Origin of the sequence: Gymnodinialimonas mytili (assembly GCF_037544085.1) — a bacterium.
Taxonomy (GTDB): Bacteria; Pseudomonadota; Alphaproteobacteria; order Rhodobacterales; family Rhodobacteraceae; genus Gymnodinialimonas; species Gymnodinialimonas mytili.
Genome location: NZ_JBBIFW010000002.1, coordinates 558,658 through 574,901 on the forward strand (window position 1 = coordinate 558,658; position 16,244 = coordinate 574,901).

At 62.9% G+C, this 16,244-nt stretch carries 17 protein-coding genes; 10 read left to right on the plus strand and 7 right to left on the minus strand.

Features of this window, described 5'->3' with window-relative positions; all coding sequences use genetic code 11:
• The first annotated feature begins 134 nt into the window (after positions 1–134).
• The gene (locus V8J82_RS12240) at positions 135–839 is read left to right on the plus strand and encodes an HAD family hydrolase (protein WP_339975627.1); all 705 of its coding nucleotides are present in this window, start codon (positions 135–137) and stop codon (positions 837–839) included.
• 277 nt (positions 840–1,116) lie between these two features.
• Here the strand turns inward: V8J82_RS12240 and V8J82_RS12245 are convergent, their stop codons facing one another.
• From V8J82_RS12245 to V8J82_RS12255, 3 genes are all read right to left on the minus strand, one after another.
• Positions 1,117–1,578 carry an SRPBCC family protein gene (locus V8J82_RS12245; RefSeq protein ID WP_339975628.1) on the minus strand — a complete coding sequence of 154 codons (462 nt, stop codon included), beginning with the start codon at positions 1,576–1,578 and terminating at the stop codon, positions 1,117–1,119.
• Positions 1,579–1,626: 48 nt separating this feature from the next.
• Positions 1,627–3,021 carry a helix-turn-helix domain-containing protein gene (locus V8J82_RS12250; RefSeq protein ID WP_339975629.1) on the minus strand — a complete coding sequence of 465 codons (1,395 nt, stop codon included), beginning with the start codon at positions 3,019–3,021 and terminating at the stop codon, positions 1,627–1,629.
• Between the two features lie 113 nt (positions 3,022–3,134).
• Positions 3,135–4,352, minus strand: a complete 1,218-nt coding sequence (locus tag V8J82_RS12255) for a multidrug effflux MFS transporter (RefSeq protein ID WP_339975630.1) — start codon at positions 4,350–4,352, stop codon at positions 3,135–3,137.
• Between the two features lie 195 nt (positions 4,353–4,547).
• Between V8J82_RS12255 and V8J82_RS12260 the strand changes: the two genes are divergently transcribed.
• The 6 genes from V8J82_RS12260 (at position 4,548) to V8J82_RS12285 (ending at position 10,274) form a co-directional block, all read left to right on the plus strand.
• Complete coding sequence (locus V8J82_RS12260) at positions 4,548–6,080, plus strand: acyl-CoA carboxylase subunit beta (RefSeq protein WP_339975631.1); 1,533 nt, start codon at positions 4,548–4,550, stop codon at positions 6,078–6,080.
• The gene (locus V8J82_RS12265) at positions 6,077–6,424 is read left to right on the plus strand and encodes a hypothetical protein (RefSeq protein WP_339975632.1); all 348 of its coding nucleotides are present in this window, start codon (positions 6,077–6,079) and stop codon (positions 6,422–6,424) included. Before V8J82_RS12260 ends, V8J82_RS12265 begins: the two co-directional genes overlap by 4 nt.
• A complete protein-coding gene (locus V8J82_RS12270) occupies positions 6,421–6,846 on the plus strand; it encodes a DUF6497 family protein (RefSeq protein ID WP_339975633.1) in 426 nt (141 codons plus the stop codon). Before V8J82_RS12265 ends, V8J82_RS12270 begins: the two co-directional genes overlap by 4 nt.
• A gap of 370 nt (positions 6,847–7,216) precedes the next feature.
• Complete coding sequence (locus tag V8J82_RS12275; RefSeq protein ID WP_339975634.1) at positions 7,217–7,591, plus strand: hypothetical protein; 375 nt, start codon at positions 7,217–7,219, stop codon at positions 7,589–7,591.
• A gap of 313 nt (positions 7,592–7,904) precedes the next feature.
• Positions 7,905–8,105, plus strand: a complete 201-nt coding sequence (locus tag V8J82_RS12280) for a YMGG-like glycine zipper-containing protein (RefSeq protein ID WP_339975635.1) — start codon at positions 7,905–7,907, stop codon at positions 8,103–8,105.
• Positions 8,106–8,231: 126 nt separating this feature from the next.
• Positions 8,232–10,274, plus strand: coding sequence for an acetyl-CoA carboxylase biotin carboxylase subunit (locus tag V8J82_RS12285; RefSeq protein WP_339975636.1), 2,043 nt, complete (start codon positions 8,232–8,234; stop codon positions 10,272–10,274).
• A 40-nt stretch (positions 10,275–10,314) separates the two neighbouring features.
• On the opposite strand, the gene V8J82_RS12290 is transcribed toward V8J82_RS12285, so the two are convergent.
• Complete coding sequence (locus V8J82_RS12290) at positions 10,315–10,800, minus strand: DUF4174 domain-containing protein (RefSeq protein ID WP_339975637.1); 486 nt, start codon at positions 10,798–10,800, stop codon at positions 10,315–10,317.
• Between the two features lie 145 nt (positions 10,801–10,945).
• On the opposite strand from V8J82_RS12290, the gene V8J82_RS12295 reads away from it, so the two are divergent.
• The 3 genes from V8J82_RS12295 to V8J82_RS12305 are packed head-to-tail and all read left to right on the plus strand — an operon-like array spanning position 10,946 to position 14,370.
• Entirely contained in the window at positions 10,946–11,890 is a 945-nt protein-coding gene (locus V8J82_RS12295; RefSeq protein WP_339975638.1) for a hypothetical protein, read from the plus strand.
• Complete coding sequence (gene scpA / locus V8J82_RS12300) at positions 11,862–13,991, plus strand: methylmalonyl-CoA mutase (RefSeq protein ID WP_339975639.1); 2,130 nt, start codon at positions 11,862–11,864, stop codon at positions 13,989–13,991. The genes V8J82_RS12295 and scpA overlap by 29 nt, the downstream gene beginning before the upstream one ends.
• 4 nt (positions 13,992–13,995) lie before the next feature.
• Positions 13,996–14,370, plus strand: coding sequence for a nuclear transport factor 2 family protein (locus V8J82_RS12305; protein ID WP_339975640.1), 375 nt, complete (start codon positions 13,996–13,998; stop codon positions 14,368–14,370).
• Here the strand turns inward: V8J82_RS12305 and V8J82_RS12310 are convergent.
• Genes V8J82_RS12310 through V8J82_RS12320 form a run of 3 tightly spaced genes read right to left on the minus strand, consistent with a single transcriptional unit; the run spans position 14,367 to position 16,225 of the window.
• A complete protein-coding gene (locus V8J82_RS12310) occupies positions 14,367–14,813 on the minus strand; it encodes a YcgN family cysteine cluster protein (RefSeq protein WP_339975641.1) in 447 nt (148 codons plus the stop codon). The genes V8J82_RS12305 and V8J82_RS12310 overlap by 4 nt on opposite strands.
• A complete protein-coding gene (locus V8J82_RS12315; RefSeq protein ID WP_339975642.1) occupies positions 14,810–15,733 on the minus strand; it encodes a bifunctional riboflavin kinase/FAD synthetase in 924 nt (307 codons plus the stop codon). The genes V8J82_RS12310 and V8J82_RS12315 overlap by 4 nt, the downstream gene beginning before the upstream one ends.
• A 48-nt stretch (positions 15,734–15,781) precedes the next feature.
• Positions 15,782–16,225 (minus strand): MaoC family dehydratase, encoded by a 444-nt coding sequence (locus tag V8J82_RS12320; protein ID WP_339975643.1) that lies wholly within the window; start codon positions 16,223–16,225, stop codon positions 15,782–15,784.
• Positions 16,226–16,244: the final 19 nt, after the last annotated feature.

Consider the following 16,244-nt stretch of genomic DNA (forward strand, 5'->3'; position numbering starts at 1 on the left):
GAAATTGTGCACAGGGCTGGGCGTTCGCCTAGCGCACGTCCGTTCTTCTATGCTGCGCCGCCGCAATCCGGCGGCTTTGGTTGTGTGTGTGCCGGGGCCGTCCCCATCTGAAGATACATACGGGAGTGCAGCGAATGACGTTAGAGGCGTTGATCTTTGGAGGGCTCGGCAGTTTGGCGGAATGTGCCGAACTGGATCGCAAATCCTGGAACGCGGCGTTTCAGATCCATGGCCTGGATTGGACCTGGTCGTGGGAGACCTATGCGGGGCTGATGCGCGCCGGAGGGGACCGGCAATTGGCGGCCCGCCATGCGGTGGCCTTGGGCCAACCCTGTCCGATTGCGCCGGATCTGCTGGATCAGACCCACCAGCGCGTCTTCGCTTCGATGCTGGCGCAGGATGTGCCGTTGCGACCGGGGGTGGACCGGGTGTTGAACTGGTCGGCGCGGGCTGGGCTGAAGCTGGGCCTGGTGAGCCGGAGCGAAGCCGGTCCGGTCCGCGCGCTGTTGCAGGCCACGGCGCGGATGCGGTCGGGGATCGCGTTCGACCTGGCCGTGTTGCGCGAAGACGTCGAGCATTTGGCGCCGGATCCGGAAGCCATGCTGAAGGCGGTGGCTGATCTGGGTGTGGGGCGCGAGCGGGTGGTGGTTGTCGCCGACACGGCGGCCACGGCGCAAGCGGCGCAAGGTGCCGGTTTGACGGTATTGGCCTTTCCGGGGCAATTGGCGGCGGCGGAGCCGGGGGATTTCAATGGGTTGCCGTCGGTTCAGGTGTTGTCGCCGGAGGCGGTTGCGGGCGCGTGGCACCGGGATGTGCAATCGGTGACGGCGGCGCAATAGGTCTTCGTGGGTGCTTGATCTAAAGGGGCGCGTGCCGCGCGTGGATTTGCCTCGGCCTGCGCGCGCGGCGCTTGGCCTCAGGTTGGGGGACGCTGTCCCCCGTCGCTGCGCGACGCCCCCTGGGGTATTTGGAGCCAGTGGAAGAAGGGGTCTGCAGCGTCGGGATTGTGTGGATCGGATTTGCTTTTCGGCCCGAATTGCGGGGTGGTGCTGGGCCCGTGTCGGTTTGGCTTTGCGGTGCGGGTGAGGGTGCGCGCGCAATTCGGTTTGGTGGGCGTCAGGCCTCGGTCGGTTCGGTGCCTTCGAGGTGGTTTTGGAACCGCTCGAAGAATTGGTCGGCCATCTTGGTGGCGAAGCTGTCGACCAGGCGAGAGCCCAGCTGCGCGAGTTTGCCGCCGACTTTGGCCTCAACATCGTAGGTGAGCTCGGTGCCGCCTTCGGGGTGATCGGAGAGGGCCACCTGGGCACCGCCTTTGGCGAAGCCTGCAACGCCGCCTTTGCCTTCGCCGTAGATCGTGTAGCGTTCGCCGGGCACCACGTCGCTGAGGGTGACGGCGCCTTTGAATGTGGCCTTCACGGGACCGACCTTTTGTTTGACCACGGCGGAGAAGCCCTCTTCCGGGGAGCCGGTCAGTTCTTCGCAGCCGGGGATGCAGGCCTTGAGCACCTCTGGGTCGTTAAGCGCGGCCCAGACCTGGTCGCGCGGGGCGGCGATGTGGCGGCTGGCATGCATTTCCATCTTGGGTCGTCCTTGTTTTGGGTCTGGCGGAGCCTAGCGGTGTGGTGACTAGCGGGCAACGGTATAGGGCAGGGTGCCGCGGCGATTGGGATCGACGCTGAGCCGCCGTTCGAGGGGCGGGACGGCGCGTTGGTGGCAATCGGGGCGGTCGCAGATGCGGCAGGAGATCCCGATGGGCTGGAAGGCGGCGTCGTGGTCGAGATCGAGCCCGTCGGCATAGACGAGACTGGCGGCGTGGCGCACCTCACACCCGAGCGAGATGGCGTAGCGGCGGGTGGGGCGGCCCCAGGCGCCGCCGGATTTCGATACGTCGCGGGCCAGGATCACGTAGCGGGCGCCGTCGGGCGTTTCGGCTAATTGGCGCAGGAATTGGCCCGGTGTCTCGAAGGCCTGGTGCACGTTCCAGAGCGGGCAGGCGCCGCCGAAACGGGCGAATTGCAGCCGTGTGGCGGAATGGCGTTTGGTGACGGTGCCAGCCTGATCGACCCGGGCGAAAAAGAACGGAATGCCTTTGGCCTGGGGGCGTTGCAGGGTGCTGAGCCGGTGCGCGATCTGTTCGATCGAGGCATCGAAGGCGATGGCCAGGCGTTCGAGATCATGGCGGGTGTCGGCGGCGGCCTCGGCAAAGCGGGTATAGGGCATCAGGCAGGCGCCCGCGAAATAATTGGCCATGCCGATGCGGGCGATCTCGCGCGCGGTGTCGGATTGGAAGCGGGCGAGGTCGAGGGTGGCCTCGATCAGGTCGTGCTGGCCCAGGAGCGCATATTGGTGGAGGAGCTGGAAGCGTTGGGTTTCGGGCGCTGCGCGGGGGCTGAGCGTGAGGGTCTTGGTGGCGGGGTCATAGTGGCGGACGCCTTCGCCCGCGGCGTGGCGCAGCGTAATGCCCTTGTCGGAGAGGACGGCGGCGGTATGGGCGGCGAGATCGCCGGTGGCGCGGGTGGCGAAGCGTTCGGCGGCGCGATCCACGGCGTCGATGTAATTGTCGGTATAGTGGAAGAAATCGCGCACCTCTTCCCAGGGGCTGGCGGTGGCGGAGGTTTGCTGGCCCAGGGCCTCGTCCAGCGACGCGAGGCGTTCGTGGTTTTGGCGATAGGCGCGGTGTAATTCCAGGAACGCGCGGGCCAGGGTGGGGGCATTGGAGGCGGCCAGGCGCAGATCGGCCAGTTGCGGCATGGTTTCGGTAAAGATCGGGTCGGCCAGTGCTTCGCGCATATCGGAAACAAGGCGGTCGGTGTCGGAGGCGGCGAATTCGGTGACATCGGCGCCGAAATCCTGCGCCAGCCCCAGAAGGACCGCGGTGGAGAGGGGGCGGTTGTTGTTCTCCATCTGGTTGAGATAGGGCAGGGAGATGCCGAGCTTGGCGGCGAAGTCTTTTTGGGTCAGCCCCAGACGGGTGCGCAGGCCGCGCAATTTGGCACCGGCATAGAGTTTTTGGGGCGGCATGGGATCCTCGCAGCTTTGCAGGGCGAGATTTGCAGATTTGCAAGGGGCGGCGCAAGGGCCGGGGAGACGCTCGCCTGGCGGCATCGCCCCTCCCGCCGTCCCGCGGGGTCGGTCTAGGCTTTGGTCACCTGTGCTTCGCGGCGGATCGTGTAGACGATTGCGGCGACGCCCATGAGGGAGGTGGTCAGCATCATCAGCAGGAGCGGCATGGCGCCAGAGCCTTCGGTCAGGACGTCACCGGCCAGGGCCGACAAGGCCGCGCCGCCGCCCAGCATCATCGCGCCGCCGAGCCCGCTTGCGGTGCCCGCCAGATGCGGACGCACCGATAACATGCCCGAGGTGGCGTTTGGCAGCACCATGCCATTGCCGAGGCCGACGAAGGTGGTGAAGCCGAAGAAGACCAGTGCCGATCCGTAGCCCAACAGGAAGATCAGCGTTGAGATCAGCAAGCCCACAACCGTGATGATCGCGCCCCAGAGGATCATCTTGTTGATGCCCACACGCGTCGAAAACCGCCCCGAAATGCCGTTGCCGAAGAAATAGCCCACGGCGGGGGCCCCGAAATAGATGCCGACCTGTGATGCGGACAGGCCAAAGACTTCGGACCCGACATAGGGCGCGCCGCCGAGATAGGAGAAGAACGCGCCCGAGGCGAAGGCTGCCGCGAGGCAATAGCCCCAGAACCGGCGGGCGGTCAGAAGCTCGGGATATTCGCGGAATTGCGCGACGAAATCGGTGGATTTGGTGCGCGCGGTCTCGCCCAGATCCCACCAGATCAGCATCAGGACGATGCCGCCGAGGATCAGAAGCAACCAGAAATTCGCTTGCCAGCCCAGCACCTCGTCGAGCTTACCGCCGATCGCCGGACCAATCATCGGCACAATCGCCATGCCCATCGTCACATAGCCGATTTGCGAAGCGGCTTGCGCCTCTTCATGCATGTCACGCACGACGGCACGGCCGAGAACCAGGCCCACCACGATCACCGCCTGGATCATGCGAAAGATCAGGAAGGTCTCGATATTCTGCGCCAGAAGGCAGCCGATCGTGGCGAGCAAAAAGATCACGACGCCGCCCAACAGGATCGGACGCCGCCCGAACCGGTCCGAAATCGGGCCGATGACGATTTGCATGACCGCATTCACGCCGAGATACAGCGAGACCGAAAGCTGCATGACGCGATATTCGGTGTCGAAATAGGTCGTCATCGCCGGAAGCGACGGCAGAAAGATGTTCATCGACAGGGCGCCGAGCCCGGTCATGATGATCAGCGTGAAGATATGCGGGGGTGTGGCGCGGTCGAAAAACCGCACCGCGGGATGCGTGCTCATTACACAAGAGCTATCGCTGTGGGTGCGGCGCGTCCAGTGCACGGATGCAGCTTGATTGTGCATCACCGGATATTTGCAATTTTGCAAAATACCTAGGTGGTTGGGTAAAGTTATTTGCAAATATGCTAGTTCAGGCTGGTTTGGCCGCCGCGCGCCCCTTAGAACACGCGCATCCCAGACCCAGGAAGGCCCGAGATGAAAGATATTCTGTCCGAATTGGAGATCCGCCGCGACGATGCGCGCAAGGGCGGTGGCGACAAGCGGGTCGCGGCGCAGCATGCCAAGGGTAAGCTGACGGCGCGCGAGCGGATCGAGCTGTTGCTGGATGAGGGCAGTTTCGAGGAATACGACATGTTTGTCGCCCACCGCGCGACCGAGTTCGGGATGGAGGCCAATCGCCCGCCCGGTGACGGTGTCGTGACGGGATGGGGCACGGTGAACGGCCGTCAGGTCTATGTGTTCAGTCAAGACTTCACGGTTCTCGGCGGCTCGGTGTCGGAAACCCATGGGCAAAAGATCTGCAAAATCATGGATATGGCGATGCAGAACGGCGCGCCGGTCGTCGGGATCAACGATAGCGGCGGGGCGCGGATCCAGGAGGGCGTGGATGCGTTGGCCTCCTATGGCGAAATCTTCCAGCGCAACATCGAGGCCTCGGGCGTGGTGCCGCAGATCAGCATGATCATGGGCCCCTGCGCAGGCGGCGCGGTTTATTCACCCGCGATGACGGACTTCATCTTCATGGTGAAGGACAGCAGCTACATGTTCGTGACGGGGCCCGATGTGGTGAAGACGGTCACCAATGAGGTCGTGACGGCCGAGGAATTGGGGGGCGCGGGGACGCATACCAAGAAATCCTCTGTCGCTGACGGCGCGTTTGAGAATGACGTCGAAGCGCTGAGCGAAGTGCGGCGTTTGATCGATTTCCTGCCGCTGTCAAACCGCGAAAAGCCACCTGTCCGCCCGTTTTTCGACAGCCCGGACCGGATTGAGACCAGCTTGGACACGCTCGTGCCCGCCAATCCGAACCAGCCCTACAACATGAAGGAGCTGATCCTGAAGATTGCCGATGAGGGCGATTTCTACGAACTTCAGGCGGACTTCGCGGGCAATATAATAACCGGTTTTATTCGTTTAGAGGGGCAAACGGTCGGTGTTGTTGCAAACCAGCCGATGGTTCTTGCCGGTGTGCTGGATATCGACAGTGCGCGGAAAGCGGCGCGGTTCGTGCGGTTCTGCGACTGTTTCGAGATCCCGATCCTGACCCTGGTGGATGTGCCCGGCTTCCTGCCCGGCACGGCACAGGAATATGACGGGGTGATCAAGCATGGCGCCAAACTGCTCTATGCTTATGGCGAGGCGACGGTGCCGAAGGTCACGCTGATCACCCGCAAGGCCTATGGCGGCGCCTATGTGGTGATGGCGTCCAAGCATTTGCAGGCGGATGTGAACTATGCCTGGCCCACGGCGGAGATTGCGGTGATGGGCGCGAAAGGGGCGGTGGAGATCCTGCATCGCGCGGATCTGAGCGATCCCGACAAGATCGAGGCCCATAAGGCGGAATATGAGGATCGCTTTGCCAATCCGTTTGTGGCGGCCGAGCGCGGCTTTGTGGATGAGGTGATCCTGCCGCAATCGACGCGCCGCCGGTTGTGCCGGGCCTTCGCCGCGCTGCGCCGGAAGCAGCGGCAGATGCCGTGGAAAAAGCACGACAACATTCCGTTGTGAGATCGCGACGCTGGCATATGGCGGTGGAGGGCGACACGCTTGTGGTGGCGCGGCGGGTGCCCGTGCGGTTCGATCTGGCCGTTGAAACGCGGTTTGACGACCCGAGCCTGCGGCGCGGACGGCTGGCCCATCAGGTGCGGCAGGATATGTGGCGGCGTTTGCAGCGGTTGCGGGGATTCCAGCCGGCGGTCGCGGTAACGCGCGAGGCTGATGGCCTGCGCCTTGTGGCGGGGGGCGCGGTTGACGGGCGCATCCCCGCCAATGCGCGAAAAGCGGTTTCCGCGCTGCTGGAGGATGCCGAATTGCGCGAGCGGTGGCAGCGTTGTGCCCGGAGGTCTGCGTGACCGGGCGGGTGGTGATCCTGGCCTGCGTGATCTTGGTGGGTGTGGGGGCCTGGCTGATCGGCTTGCCGACGGACCGGCGCGATATTTGTGATCGCACGTCGCTGGGCACTGGGCCGTCGGGTCATGCCGTTCGATTGTGCGAGATTTTGTATGAGATCCAGCCCTCCGGCGAGACCTGGGTGATCGTGCGCGCCGAAGACAGCCAGCTCGACGACGTGGATCTGACCGTTGAGATGACCGACCATGATTGGGCCTGCGCAACATGGGGGCTGCCTGCGCTGGAACATGATCCGGTGCCCAGCCGGATTGTCGTGCAATTGATGAGCGAGCCCTTTCCGCGTGGTGAGCCGAGCCGGAGGATAACTCAGCTTATCGAGGCGTATTCCATCCAAGATGGTGCCTGCATATGGGAGCAATTTTGATGCGACCCCAATATGTTGCGATATGTTCTTCACGTGATGGGTCCTGTGATGCATTCGAGTCACAGAGCCAGCGTTCTTGTGGAAAGGTCTGTGGAGAACGCGAGCTGGCGTGTAGGGTCGATCTTGGCTGCACAAGCGCAGCTGTACCTCGGATCGTGGCCGGGGCCGTTGTGGACAATGGCCCTTCGACCTCGGTCACACCGCGAGGCAATAAAAAGAAGAAACCGGCACGTGCGGAATTGCAGACACCGCCCATGCCGCAATGGCAGGTCCTGAGGCACACGATCCCCCAGATGTGCCCGAGCAGGATTGTTCCCCTAACCGAGTGTGGCGCAAGCCGCGCTCGGTTTTTCATGCGGGGAACTGTGCCATGCTGAAACATCGCGGTTTCCCGTCGCGCCTGCCGTCCTCGGATTACAGCTTTACGATCCGGCGCGAGAACAAGGCGGGCGCCACCAAGCTGATCACGCGCGAGCGTTATGCGGATCGGCGCCCGGCCGATCGGCGCGCCGATGCGGGCTTCATGGAGGCGCTGTGGCTTTATTTCGGCGAGGCGGAGTTCGAGCGCGGTAACCTGGATGCAGGTCGATTGAGTTGGCTGTTCGGGCGTGAGGTGGTGCCTGCCGAAGACCCGTTTGACCCCGAAAGCTATGACGCGTTGCTGCGCATCGACGTGGATCGCGCGCGCGCATCTTTCCCCGAAGCCTTTGATGGAACGGGCATTTGGGAGGGAAAATCGGCATGAATTCGCTTGCAGTATACAAGAATGGGCGGATGGACGCGCATTGTTTCCATAGGCGTAATCAATCCCTTTCGTCTGCCGCGCATTGTGTAATGCTCTCTGGGCTGGTCAACGTCCCCAATCGTTTAAACCAGGCCAGCACCCACAAGACGTGTTACCCTTCCCCTACAGGGCGGTCGGCCTATCCCCAGTGCCGACCGCCTCTTTTTTTGGGCGCGCGGTCCTCCGCCCATGGCGGCCAAGGGCAGACTTCTGTCCTCGCGACAAAGGGTGTATGGTCTGGGTCACGAGGTACTTCGACAGGAGACGCAGTCACATGCGCAGAAAATTCACAATCATCACATTGTTTGCAGCAGCATTGGCCGTTTCGGGCTGTGTCGCGTCCGATCTGGAACGGGCGGGCATCGGCGCGGCTGCGGGCGGCGTCGGCGCGGCGGCCCTTGGCGGCAGCGTTGGCACCGGCGTTCTTATCGGCGGCGCCGCGGGCGCGCTCTGCGACGACGTCAATCTCTGCTGACGCAGAGCGCCGGGCACGCGGGGCCCGGATCAGATATCTAAGCTTTGGAAACCATCGGGGTCTGATCGCCCCGGTGGTTTTTCTTTTGGGGCGTGGCTGTGGACCGCGCTGGGAAGGGACGAGGACATGTTCAAGAAACTGCTGATCGCCAACCGGGGTGAAATTGCGTGCCGCGTGATCAAGACGGCAAAGCGGATGGGGATCCCGACGGTGGCGGTCTATTCGGATGCGGACGCGCAGGCCTTGCACGTCAAAATGGCCGATGAGGCGGTGCATATCGGCCCGCCGCCTGCGGCCGAAAGCTATATCGTGATCGACAAGATCATGGCCGCAATTCGCGAGACGGGTGCCGATGCGGTGCATCCGGGTTACGGGTTTCTGTCTGAAAACAAGGCTTTCGCCGAAGCGTTGGAGGCCGAGGGTGTGGCCTTTGTGGGCCCGCCCGCTAGCGCGATCGAGGCGATGGGGGACAAGATCACCTCGAAGAAAATCGCGGCCGAGGCGGGTGTCAGCACGGTGCCGGGCCATATGGGCCTGATCGAGGATGCAGCAGAGGCCATCCGCATTTCGGGAGAAATCGGTTATCCCGTGATGCTAAAAGCCTCGGCTGGTGGCGGCGGCAAGGGGATGCGGATCGCTTGGTCCGAGGATGAGGTGGCCGAAGGTTTCCAGGCCTCGAAGAACGAGGCGGCCAGTTCCTTTGGCGATGACCGGATGTTCATCGAGAAGTTTGTCACCCAGCCACGCCATATCGAGATCCAGGTTCTGGCCGATAAGCATGGCAACGCGATTTATCTGGGGGAGCGCGAATGTTCGATCCAGCGGCGCAATCAAAAGGTCATCGAAGAGGCGCCGTCGCCCTTCCTGGACGAAGCGACCCGCAAGGCGATGGGCGAAGAGGCCGTCAGCCTGGCCAAGGCGGTGGGCTATACCAGCGCGGGCACGGTGGAGTTCATCGTCGATGGCGACCGGAATTTCTATTTTCTTGAGATGAACACGCGCCTGCAGGTGGAGCATCCGGTGACCGAGTTGATCACCGGTGTGGATCTGGTCGAGCAGATGATCCGTGTGGCCGCAGGCGAAAAGCTGGCCCTGGCACAGGATGACGTGAAACTGACCGGCTGGGCCATCGAGAGCCGCCTTTATGCCGAAGACCCCTATCGCAATTTCCTGCCCTCCATCGGGCGGCTGACCCGCTATCGCCCGCCGGTGGAGGTGGCCGCTGGGCCGATGCTGGACAATGGCAAATGGCTGGAAGAGGGCCCTGAAGGCGAGACGGCGGTGCGCAATGATACCGGCGTCTATGAGGGCGGCGAGATCAGCATGTATTACGATCCGATGATCGCCAAGCTCTGTTCCTGGGGGCCGGACCGTGCCACCGCGCTGGAGGCGATGCGCGTGGCCTTGGACGGGTTCGAAGTGGAGGGGATCGGCCACAATCTGCCCTTCCTGAGCGCAGTGATGGATCACCCGAAATTCACCTCCGGTGATATGACAACGGCCTTTATCGCCGAGGAATATCCCGACGGGTTCCACGGCGTTGATTTGCCGGACGCGGAGTTGATCCGCGTGGCCGCGGCGGCCGCGGCAATGCACCGGGTGGCCGAGATCCGGCGCACGCGGGTGTCGGGCCGGATGGACAATCACGAACGCCGGGTCGGCGCCGATTGGGTTGTGACGCTGGCGGGTCAACGCTTTGATGTGACGATTGATGCCGATCACGATGGCTCGGACGTGACGCTTGCGGGCCAGACCCTGCGCGTCAGCTCGGATTGGACGCCGGGCGATCAACTGGCCCGCGTGGATGTGGGCGGGCAGCCGCTGGTCCTGAAGGTCGGCAAGGTGCCGGGCGGGTTCCGGTTGCGGACAAGGGGCGCCGATCTGCCGGTGCATATCCGCACCCCGCGCCAGGCGGAACTGGCTGATCTGATGCCGATCAAGGAGGCGCCCGACACTTCGAAACTGCTACTTTGCCCGATGCCCGGCCTGATCGTGAAGGTCGATGTGGAAGAGGGCCAGGAGGTGCAGGAAGGTCAGGCGCTATGCACCGTCGAGGCGATGAAAATGGAGAACATCCTGCGCGCCGAACGCAAGGGCATCGTGCAGAAGATCAATGCCGGCGCAGGGGACAGCCTGGCCGTCGATGACGTGATCATGGAATTCGAATGATCCCTGATGCGCCATATGCCGCCCTGGGCGGATGCGCGGCCTATTGGCCGCGCCGGATCTCTTCCTGCCGGAGCTGGAAGTTATCGATGGCGCGCACGATTTCCCGCACATCGCGCGGGGCCGGACGGCGCAATCCCACGGTGCCGTCCTTTGAGATCACGACCACCGAAAACCCCCTGGGCCGCAAGGCGGTGCGGATGTCGGACCGGGCGGATGGATCGGTATCGGTGATGATCACCACATCGCGGTCCAGCAAGGGGTCTGGGCGGCGTTCGAGCAATTCGATCTGTTCGATGAAGCGCGGATCGGCGGGCGTATCGGCAAAGATGACGATGGGCCGGGCGGTCCACAGGAAGTCATCCAGCGTCAGCCCTTCGGCCGAGCGGGGGGCCAACGGATCGTCAGGTGTGTCCGCGGAAGCCTCGGAATCTCCCGCGAAAGAGATAGTCGCCTCATCGGCGCCTTGCGCCGTTGCAGTCTGCGCAGCCAGCAGGGCCACGACTAGGGTCAGAAAAAAGCGTCGCATATGTCCTCCGGTTGGGAAAGATATAGGCGCGCTTGACCGGTTTGCGAAGGCTTTCCAAACGGTTGATCGCATGTTGACCGGATATTCATCGGCGCAGGCATATACAGGTGCGGGTTTGACGACCGGTAACGGGAAGCGCTTGGTTATGGATGTCATTTTGCATGTGGGGGCGCATCGCACGGCGACGGCCTTGTTTCAGCACCATTTGGCGGCGCATCGCGCCGTGTTGCGGGCCAGCCGAACCGCCTATTGGGGGCCCAATGTCGTGCGCGGCGGGCTGTTTCGCGGTGTGATGGATGGTGCCGTTCCGGTGATGCGGCGCCAGCGCGACCGCGCGGCCAAGCGCCTGGCCCTGCGGGTCGAGATGCTGCGCCAGGAGGGGGCGGACCGCCTGGTGATCAGCGATCCGAATATCCTGGGGGCGTTGGGTCATATCCTGGAGGATGCGCGGCTTTACCCCGATGCGGGGGCGCGGATCGCGGCCCATTGCAAAGGATTGGCGCGCCATAATGTGACCATTGCGATCTCGATGCGCCGCTATGACGATTGGTGGGCCTCGGCCATGGCCGCCCATATGCGGCGCGGCGGTCCGCTGCCGGTCACGCGGCTGCGCGATTACATGATCACCCAGCCGCGCCGGTGGCGGCATATCATCGAAGATGTGGCCCGCGCCGTGCCCGATGCGAATGTCGTGGTTTGGACCCATGAGGCTTGCGCACGTGATCCCGGTGCGGTGCTGCGCGGCCTGACCGGCATCACGACATCGGCCACCCCCTCGGGCCCGCGCAATGGGCGTCCCTCGGCCACGCATCTGCGCGATGTGATGGCGGATTGTGGCGAAACGCTGCCGCTGATGACGGGCGCGGATGGGCTGTTCATGCCGTTCGAACCCTATGAGGTCGACACGCTGCGTGCCCAATATGAAGACGATCTGGCCTGGCTGGCGCAAGGTGCCGGCGGGTTTGCCGATTGTATCGAGACACAAGACGCCGCCCAGACGGCATCGGACCGCAATCTGCACACGACAACGATGTGCGACGGACATGGAGAAGGATCAACCAATGGCGGAGACTACGAACAATTGGCGTGATCGGGCCCAGGCAGAGCTGAAAGGCCGCGATCCGGACGATTTGATCTGGCACACGCTGGAGGGGATCGACGTCAAACCGCTCTATACCGCCGAGGATGTATCGGCGCTCTCTCATATTGGCACGACACCGGGCGAGGCGCCGTTCACGCGCGGGGTGAAGGCCACGATGTATGCGGGCCGCCCCTGGACGATCCGGCAATATGCCGGGTTCTCGACGGCCGAGGAATCGAATGCGTTCTACCGCAAGGCGCTGGATGCCGGGCAACAGGGCGTCAGCGTTGCGTTCGATCTGGCTACGCATCGCGGCTATGACAGTGACCATGACCGTGTCGTTGGCGATGTGGGCAAGGCGGGCGTGGCCATCGACAGCGTCGAGGATATGAAGATCCTGTTCGACGGCATCCCGCTGGACAAGATCAGCGTCTCGATGACGATGAACGGCGCCGTGATCCCGATCCTGGCGAATTTCATCGTGGCGGGCGAAGAGCAGGGCCATGACAAGGCGTTGCTGTCGGGGACCATTCAGAACGACATCCTGAAGGAGTTCATGGTTCGCAACACCTATATCTATCCGCCCGAACCCTCCATGCGGATCATTTCGGACATCATCAGCTATACGTCTGAAAATATGCCGAAATTCAACTCCATCTCGATCTCGGGCTACCATATGCAAGAGGCCGGGGCGAACCTGGTCCAGGAACTGGCCTACACGATCGCCGATGGCCGGGAATATGTGCGCGCCGCGATTGAGGCCGGGATGGATGTGGACAAGTTCGCCGGGCGTCTGAGCTTTTTCTTCGCCATCGGGATGAATTTCTTCATGGAAGTCGCCAAGCTGCGCGCGGCGCGGACGCTGTGGCACCGGGTGATGACCGAGTTCGGGGCGAAATCCGAGCGCTCCAAGATGCTGCGGACCCATTGCCAGACTTCGGGCGTCAGCTTGCAGGAGCAGGACCCCTATAACAACGTCGTACGCACGGCCTTCGAGGCGATGAGCGCGGTTTTGGGCGGCACCCAATCCTTGCACACGAATTCCTTTGACGAGGCAATTGCCCTGCCCACGGAATTCAGCGCCCGGATCGCGCGGAATACGCAATTGATCTTGCAGGAAGAAACCGGCGTGACCAAGGTCGTCGATCCGCTGGCGGGCTCTTACTACATCGAAAGCCTGACCGATGAGCTGATCGAAAAGGCCTGGGCCCTGATGGACGAGGTCGAGGAGATGGGCGGCATGACCAAGGCCGTCGCCTCAGGCCTGCCCAAATTGCGCATCGAGGAAAGTGCCGCGCGGCGTCAGGCGATGATCGACCGCGGCGAAGAGGTGATCGTCGGGGTCAACAAATACCGCAAGGACAGCGAGGACCTGATCGATATCCGCGATATCGACAACGTCTCGGTACGAGAGGCCCAGGTGGCGCGGCTGGAGCAAATCAAGGCGAGCCGCGATGGCCAGGCCTGCGATGCGGCACTGACTCAATTGGAGAGCGTCGCGCGCGATGGCGGCAACATTCTGGCCGCCGCGGTTGAGGCCGCCCGTGCCCGCGCAACAGTCGGAGAGATCAGCATGGCGATGGAAAAAGTGTTCGGCCGCCACCGGGCCGAGGTGAAGACCTTGGCGGGCGTCTACGGCTCGGCCTATGAGGGTGACGCGGATTTCGCCGCGATCCAGGGTGAGGTCGAAGCGTTTGCCGAAAGCGAAGGGCGGCGGCCGCGCATGTTGGTGGTGAAGATGGGCCAGGACGGCCATGACCGTGGCGCCAAAGTCATCGCCACGGCCTTTGCCGATATCGGATTTGACGTCGATGTGGGCCCATTATTCCAAACCCCGGAAGAGGCGGCGCAGGACGCCATCGACAACGACGTGCATGTGATCGGCATCTCGTCGCAAGCGGCGGGCCACAAGACTTTGGCGCCGAAGCTGATCGCCGCGCTGGAAGCGATGGGCGCGGGCGATATCATCGTGATCTGCGGCGGTGTGATCCCGCAACAGGATTACGATTTCCTGATGGGGGCCGGTGTGAAGGCGATTTTCGGGCCGGGCACCCATATCCCCTCGGCGGCGCGCGACATCCTTCGTCTGATCGGTGAGGCGCGGGGCTGAGGATATGTCACTTGCCGACCGGGTCACGCAGATGGAGCAGGCGGTGGGCTCGGGCGATTGGGACGCCGCGCGGCCCTTTCTGCATCCGCAGATCCGCTATACGGTCGGTGGCCGTCCGACGGTGACCGGCATTGCGGCGCTGCGCGATTACATGGAGCATCAGCTGACCCAGGTGCGCTGGGTCGGCCATGAGGTTCGGATGGTCGTCGAAACCGAAGACACGGCGATCATCGAAGTCGTGTCGCTGTTCGAACGGCGATCGGATGGCGCGCCGCTTCGGCTGCCCTGTACGGATATCTACCGCTTTGAGGACGATCTGATCGCAGATTGGCGCGTCTATGCGGATTTGCAGGTGATCGGCGTGTCGTCCGGCCGCTAACTGCCGGGCTCTTCGATGATATAGTCTTCCCATTCTTCTTCGGGGATTTCGAATTCCGGTACCGTGATGCCACGCACGCTGACGCCCGCCTTGTGGACGCTGTCGGGATCGCCTGAGATCAGCGGGTGCCAATGGTAGAGCGGCTTGCCTTCATGCAGCAGCCGATAGGCGCAGGTTTCCGGCATGAAATAGGCCACATCGCCCATGGTTTGCGGCGTCAGTTGAATGCATTCCGGCACTAGCGTTTTGCGGATGTCATATTGTCCGCAGCGGCAGGTTTCATCGTCCAGCAATCGGCAGGCCACACGTGTCAGGGCGACCTCTTGGGTGTCTTCATCCTCAAGCTTGTTGAGGCAGCATTTGCCGCATCCGTCGCACAGCGCCTCCCATTCCTCGGCGGTCATCTTGCCCATCGGGACGCGGACCCAGAATTGCGGTCTCATGATTTGAGCGCCGCGCGGGCCGCAGCCGAATCCGCATCCATTTGGGTGATCAGCGCATCGAGCGTGTCGAATTTACCCTCCCCGCGCAGATACTCCACCAGGCCAACAGACAGGTCCGTGCCGTAAAGATCGCCGGAAAACTCAAACAGATGGGTCTCAAGATTGGGTTTTTGCAGTTCGAACATCGGGCGATAGCCCAGATTGGCCACGCCGCCATAGCTGCCCGCATGGGCGCCGTCGCGGATGTCGACCGTCACGGCATAAACGCCGGGCTTTGGCACATGCAGGTTGTCGAGCGCCATATTCGCCGTTGGATATCCCAATTCTCGCCCGCGCTTTTCGCCATGAAGTACGGGTCCTTCGATCCGGTGCCAATGGCCCAGCATCTGCGCGGCGTCGCGGGGCCGGCCATCGGTTAACGCGCGGCGGATCGCGGTCGAGGACACCGCGCCGTTGTCGCGTTCCAGCAACGGCACGATTGTGACGTCGAAGCCGTGGACCTCGCCCATCTTTTCCAGCAGGACCGCATTGCCCGCCCGGCCTTTGCCAAAACAAAAATCCGCACCAACCACGACATGGCTGATCCCGAGGCCGCCGACCAGGATATCGGTTACAAACGCCTCTGCCGACAGGTTCGACAGGCGGTCTTCGAACGGAAGCTCGGCCAGAAGATCGACGCCGAGCTTGTCTAGGCGGCTGGCCCGAGCGGTTGCGTTCATTAGGCGGAAGGGTGGGGCGTCCGGCGCAAACACCTCGCGCGGATGCGGCTCAAAGGTGACGACGCCCAACGGTGCGCCGGGCCGTTTGGCCAGGTTGAGTACATGTTGGTGGCCCAGATGCACACCATCGAAATTGCCGATTGCGACAGAGGCGCCCCGATCCTGGGGCAGTGTAAATTGGGGATCGCGCAAGACTCGCATGCGGGCAGTTATGCTGCCTTGCGGGGCGAGGGCAAGCGGATGGCTGCGTTAGTCGAACTTGCCCGATGGCGCCAAGACGGTCGCCTCGCCACGCAATACGGTGGTTTCGCCCACGCGCGCCTCGGTCTTCAACTGCACGCGACGGCGCGCATAATCGATGGACAGAACCTCAACCACCGCTTCGACCATGTCACCGGGGCGGACAGGGGCCATGAATTTCAGGGTCTGGCCGAGATAGACTGTGCCATGGCCGGGCAATTGTTCCCCGATCACCGCCGAGATCAGGCCGGCGGTCAACATGCCATGGGCGATGCGACCCTGGAAAATCGTATCTTGGGCGTAGTCATCATCCATATGAACCGGGTTCCGATCGGTCGAAACCTCGGCAAACATCTCGATATCCTGATCGGTGATCAGCTTTTGCAAAGACCGGGTCATGCCGACCTCAAGGTCTTCGATCACGATGGTGCCGGTTGCGATGTTGTCGAGCATGGATGCGCCCTCCTTCCCG

Bases quoted from the DNA above. Each gene is read 5' to 3' on its own strand.
- V8J82_RS12275 (WP_339975634.1), top strand. From the start codon at position 7,217: ATGCTGAAACATCGCGGTTTCCCGTCGCGCCTGCCGTCCTCGGATTAC.
- V8J82_RS12305 (WP_339975640.1), top strand. From the start codon at position 13,996: ATGTCACTTGCCGACCGGGTCACGCAGATGGAGCAGGCGGTGGGCTCG.
- V8J82_RS12245 (WP_339975628.1), bottom strand. From the start codon at position 1,578: ATGGAAATGCATGCCAGCCGCCACATCGCCGCCCCGCGCGACCAGGTC.
- V8J82_RS12310 (WP_339975641.1), bottom strand. From the start codon at position 14,813: ATGAGACCGCAATTCTGGGTCCGCGTCCCGATGGGCAAGATGACCGCC.
- scpA (WP_339975639.1), top strand. From the start codon at position 11,862: ATGGCGGAGACTACGAACAATTGGCGTGATCGGGCCCAGGCAGAGCTG.
- V8J82_RS12290 (WP_339975637.1), bottom strand. From the start codon at position 10,800: ATGCGACGCTTTTTTCTGACCCTAGTCGTGGCCCTGCTGGCTGCGCAG.
- V8J82_RS12240 (WP_339975627.1), top strand. From the start codon at position 135: ATGACGTTAGAGGCGTTGATCTTTGGAGGGCTCGGCAGTTTGGCGGAA.
- V8J82_RS12250 (WP_339975629.1), bottom strand. From the start codon at position 3,021: ATGCCGCCCCAAAAACTCTATGCCGGTGCCAAATTGCGCGGCCTGCGC.
- V8J82_RS12295 (WP_339975638.1), top strand. From the start codon at position 10,946: ATGGATGTCATTTTGCATGTGGGGGCGCATCGCACGGCGACGGCCTTG.
- V8J82_RS12285 (WP_339975636.1), top strand. From the start codon at position 8,232: ATGTTCAAGAAACTGCTGATCGCCAACCGGGGTGAAATTGCGTGCCGC.
- V8J82_RS12255 (WP_339975630.1), bottom strand. From the start codon at position 4,352: ATGAGCACGCATCCCGCGGTGCGGTTTTTCGACCGCGCCACACCCCCG.
- V8J82_RS12280 (WP_339975635.1), top strand. From the start codon at position 7,905: ATGCGCAGAAAATTCACAATCATCACATTGTTTGCAGCAGCATTGGCC.
- V8J82_RS12260 (WP_339975631.1), top strand. From the start codon at position 4,548: ATGAAAGATATTCTGTCCGAATTGGAGATCCGCCGCGACGATGCGCGC.
- V8J82_RS12320 (WP_339975643.1), bottom strand. From the start codon at position 16,225: ATGCTCGACAACATCGCAACCGGCACCATCGTGATCGAAGACCTTGAG.
- V8J82_RS12315 (WP_339975642.1), bottom strand. From the start codon at position 15,733: ATGCGAGTCTTGCGCGATCCCCAATTTACACTGCCCCAGGATCGGGGC.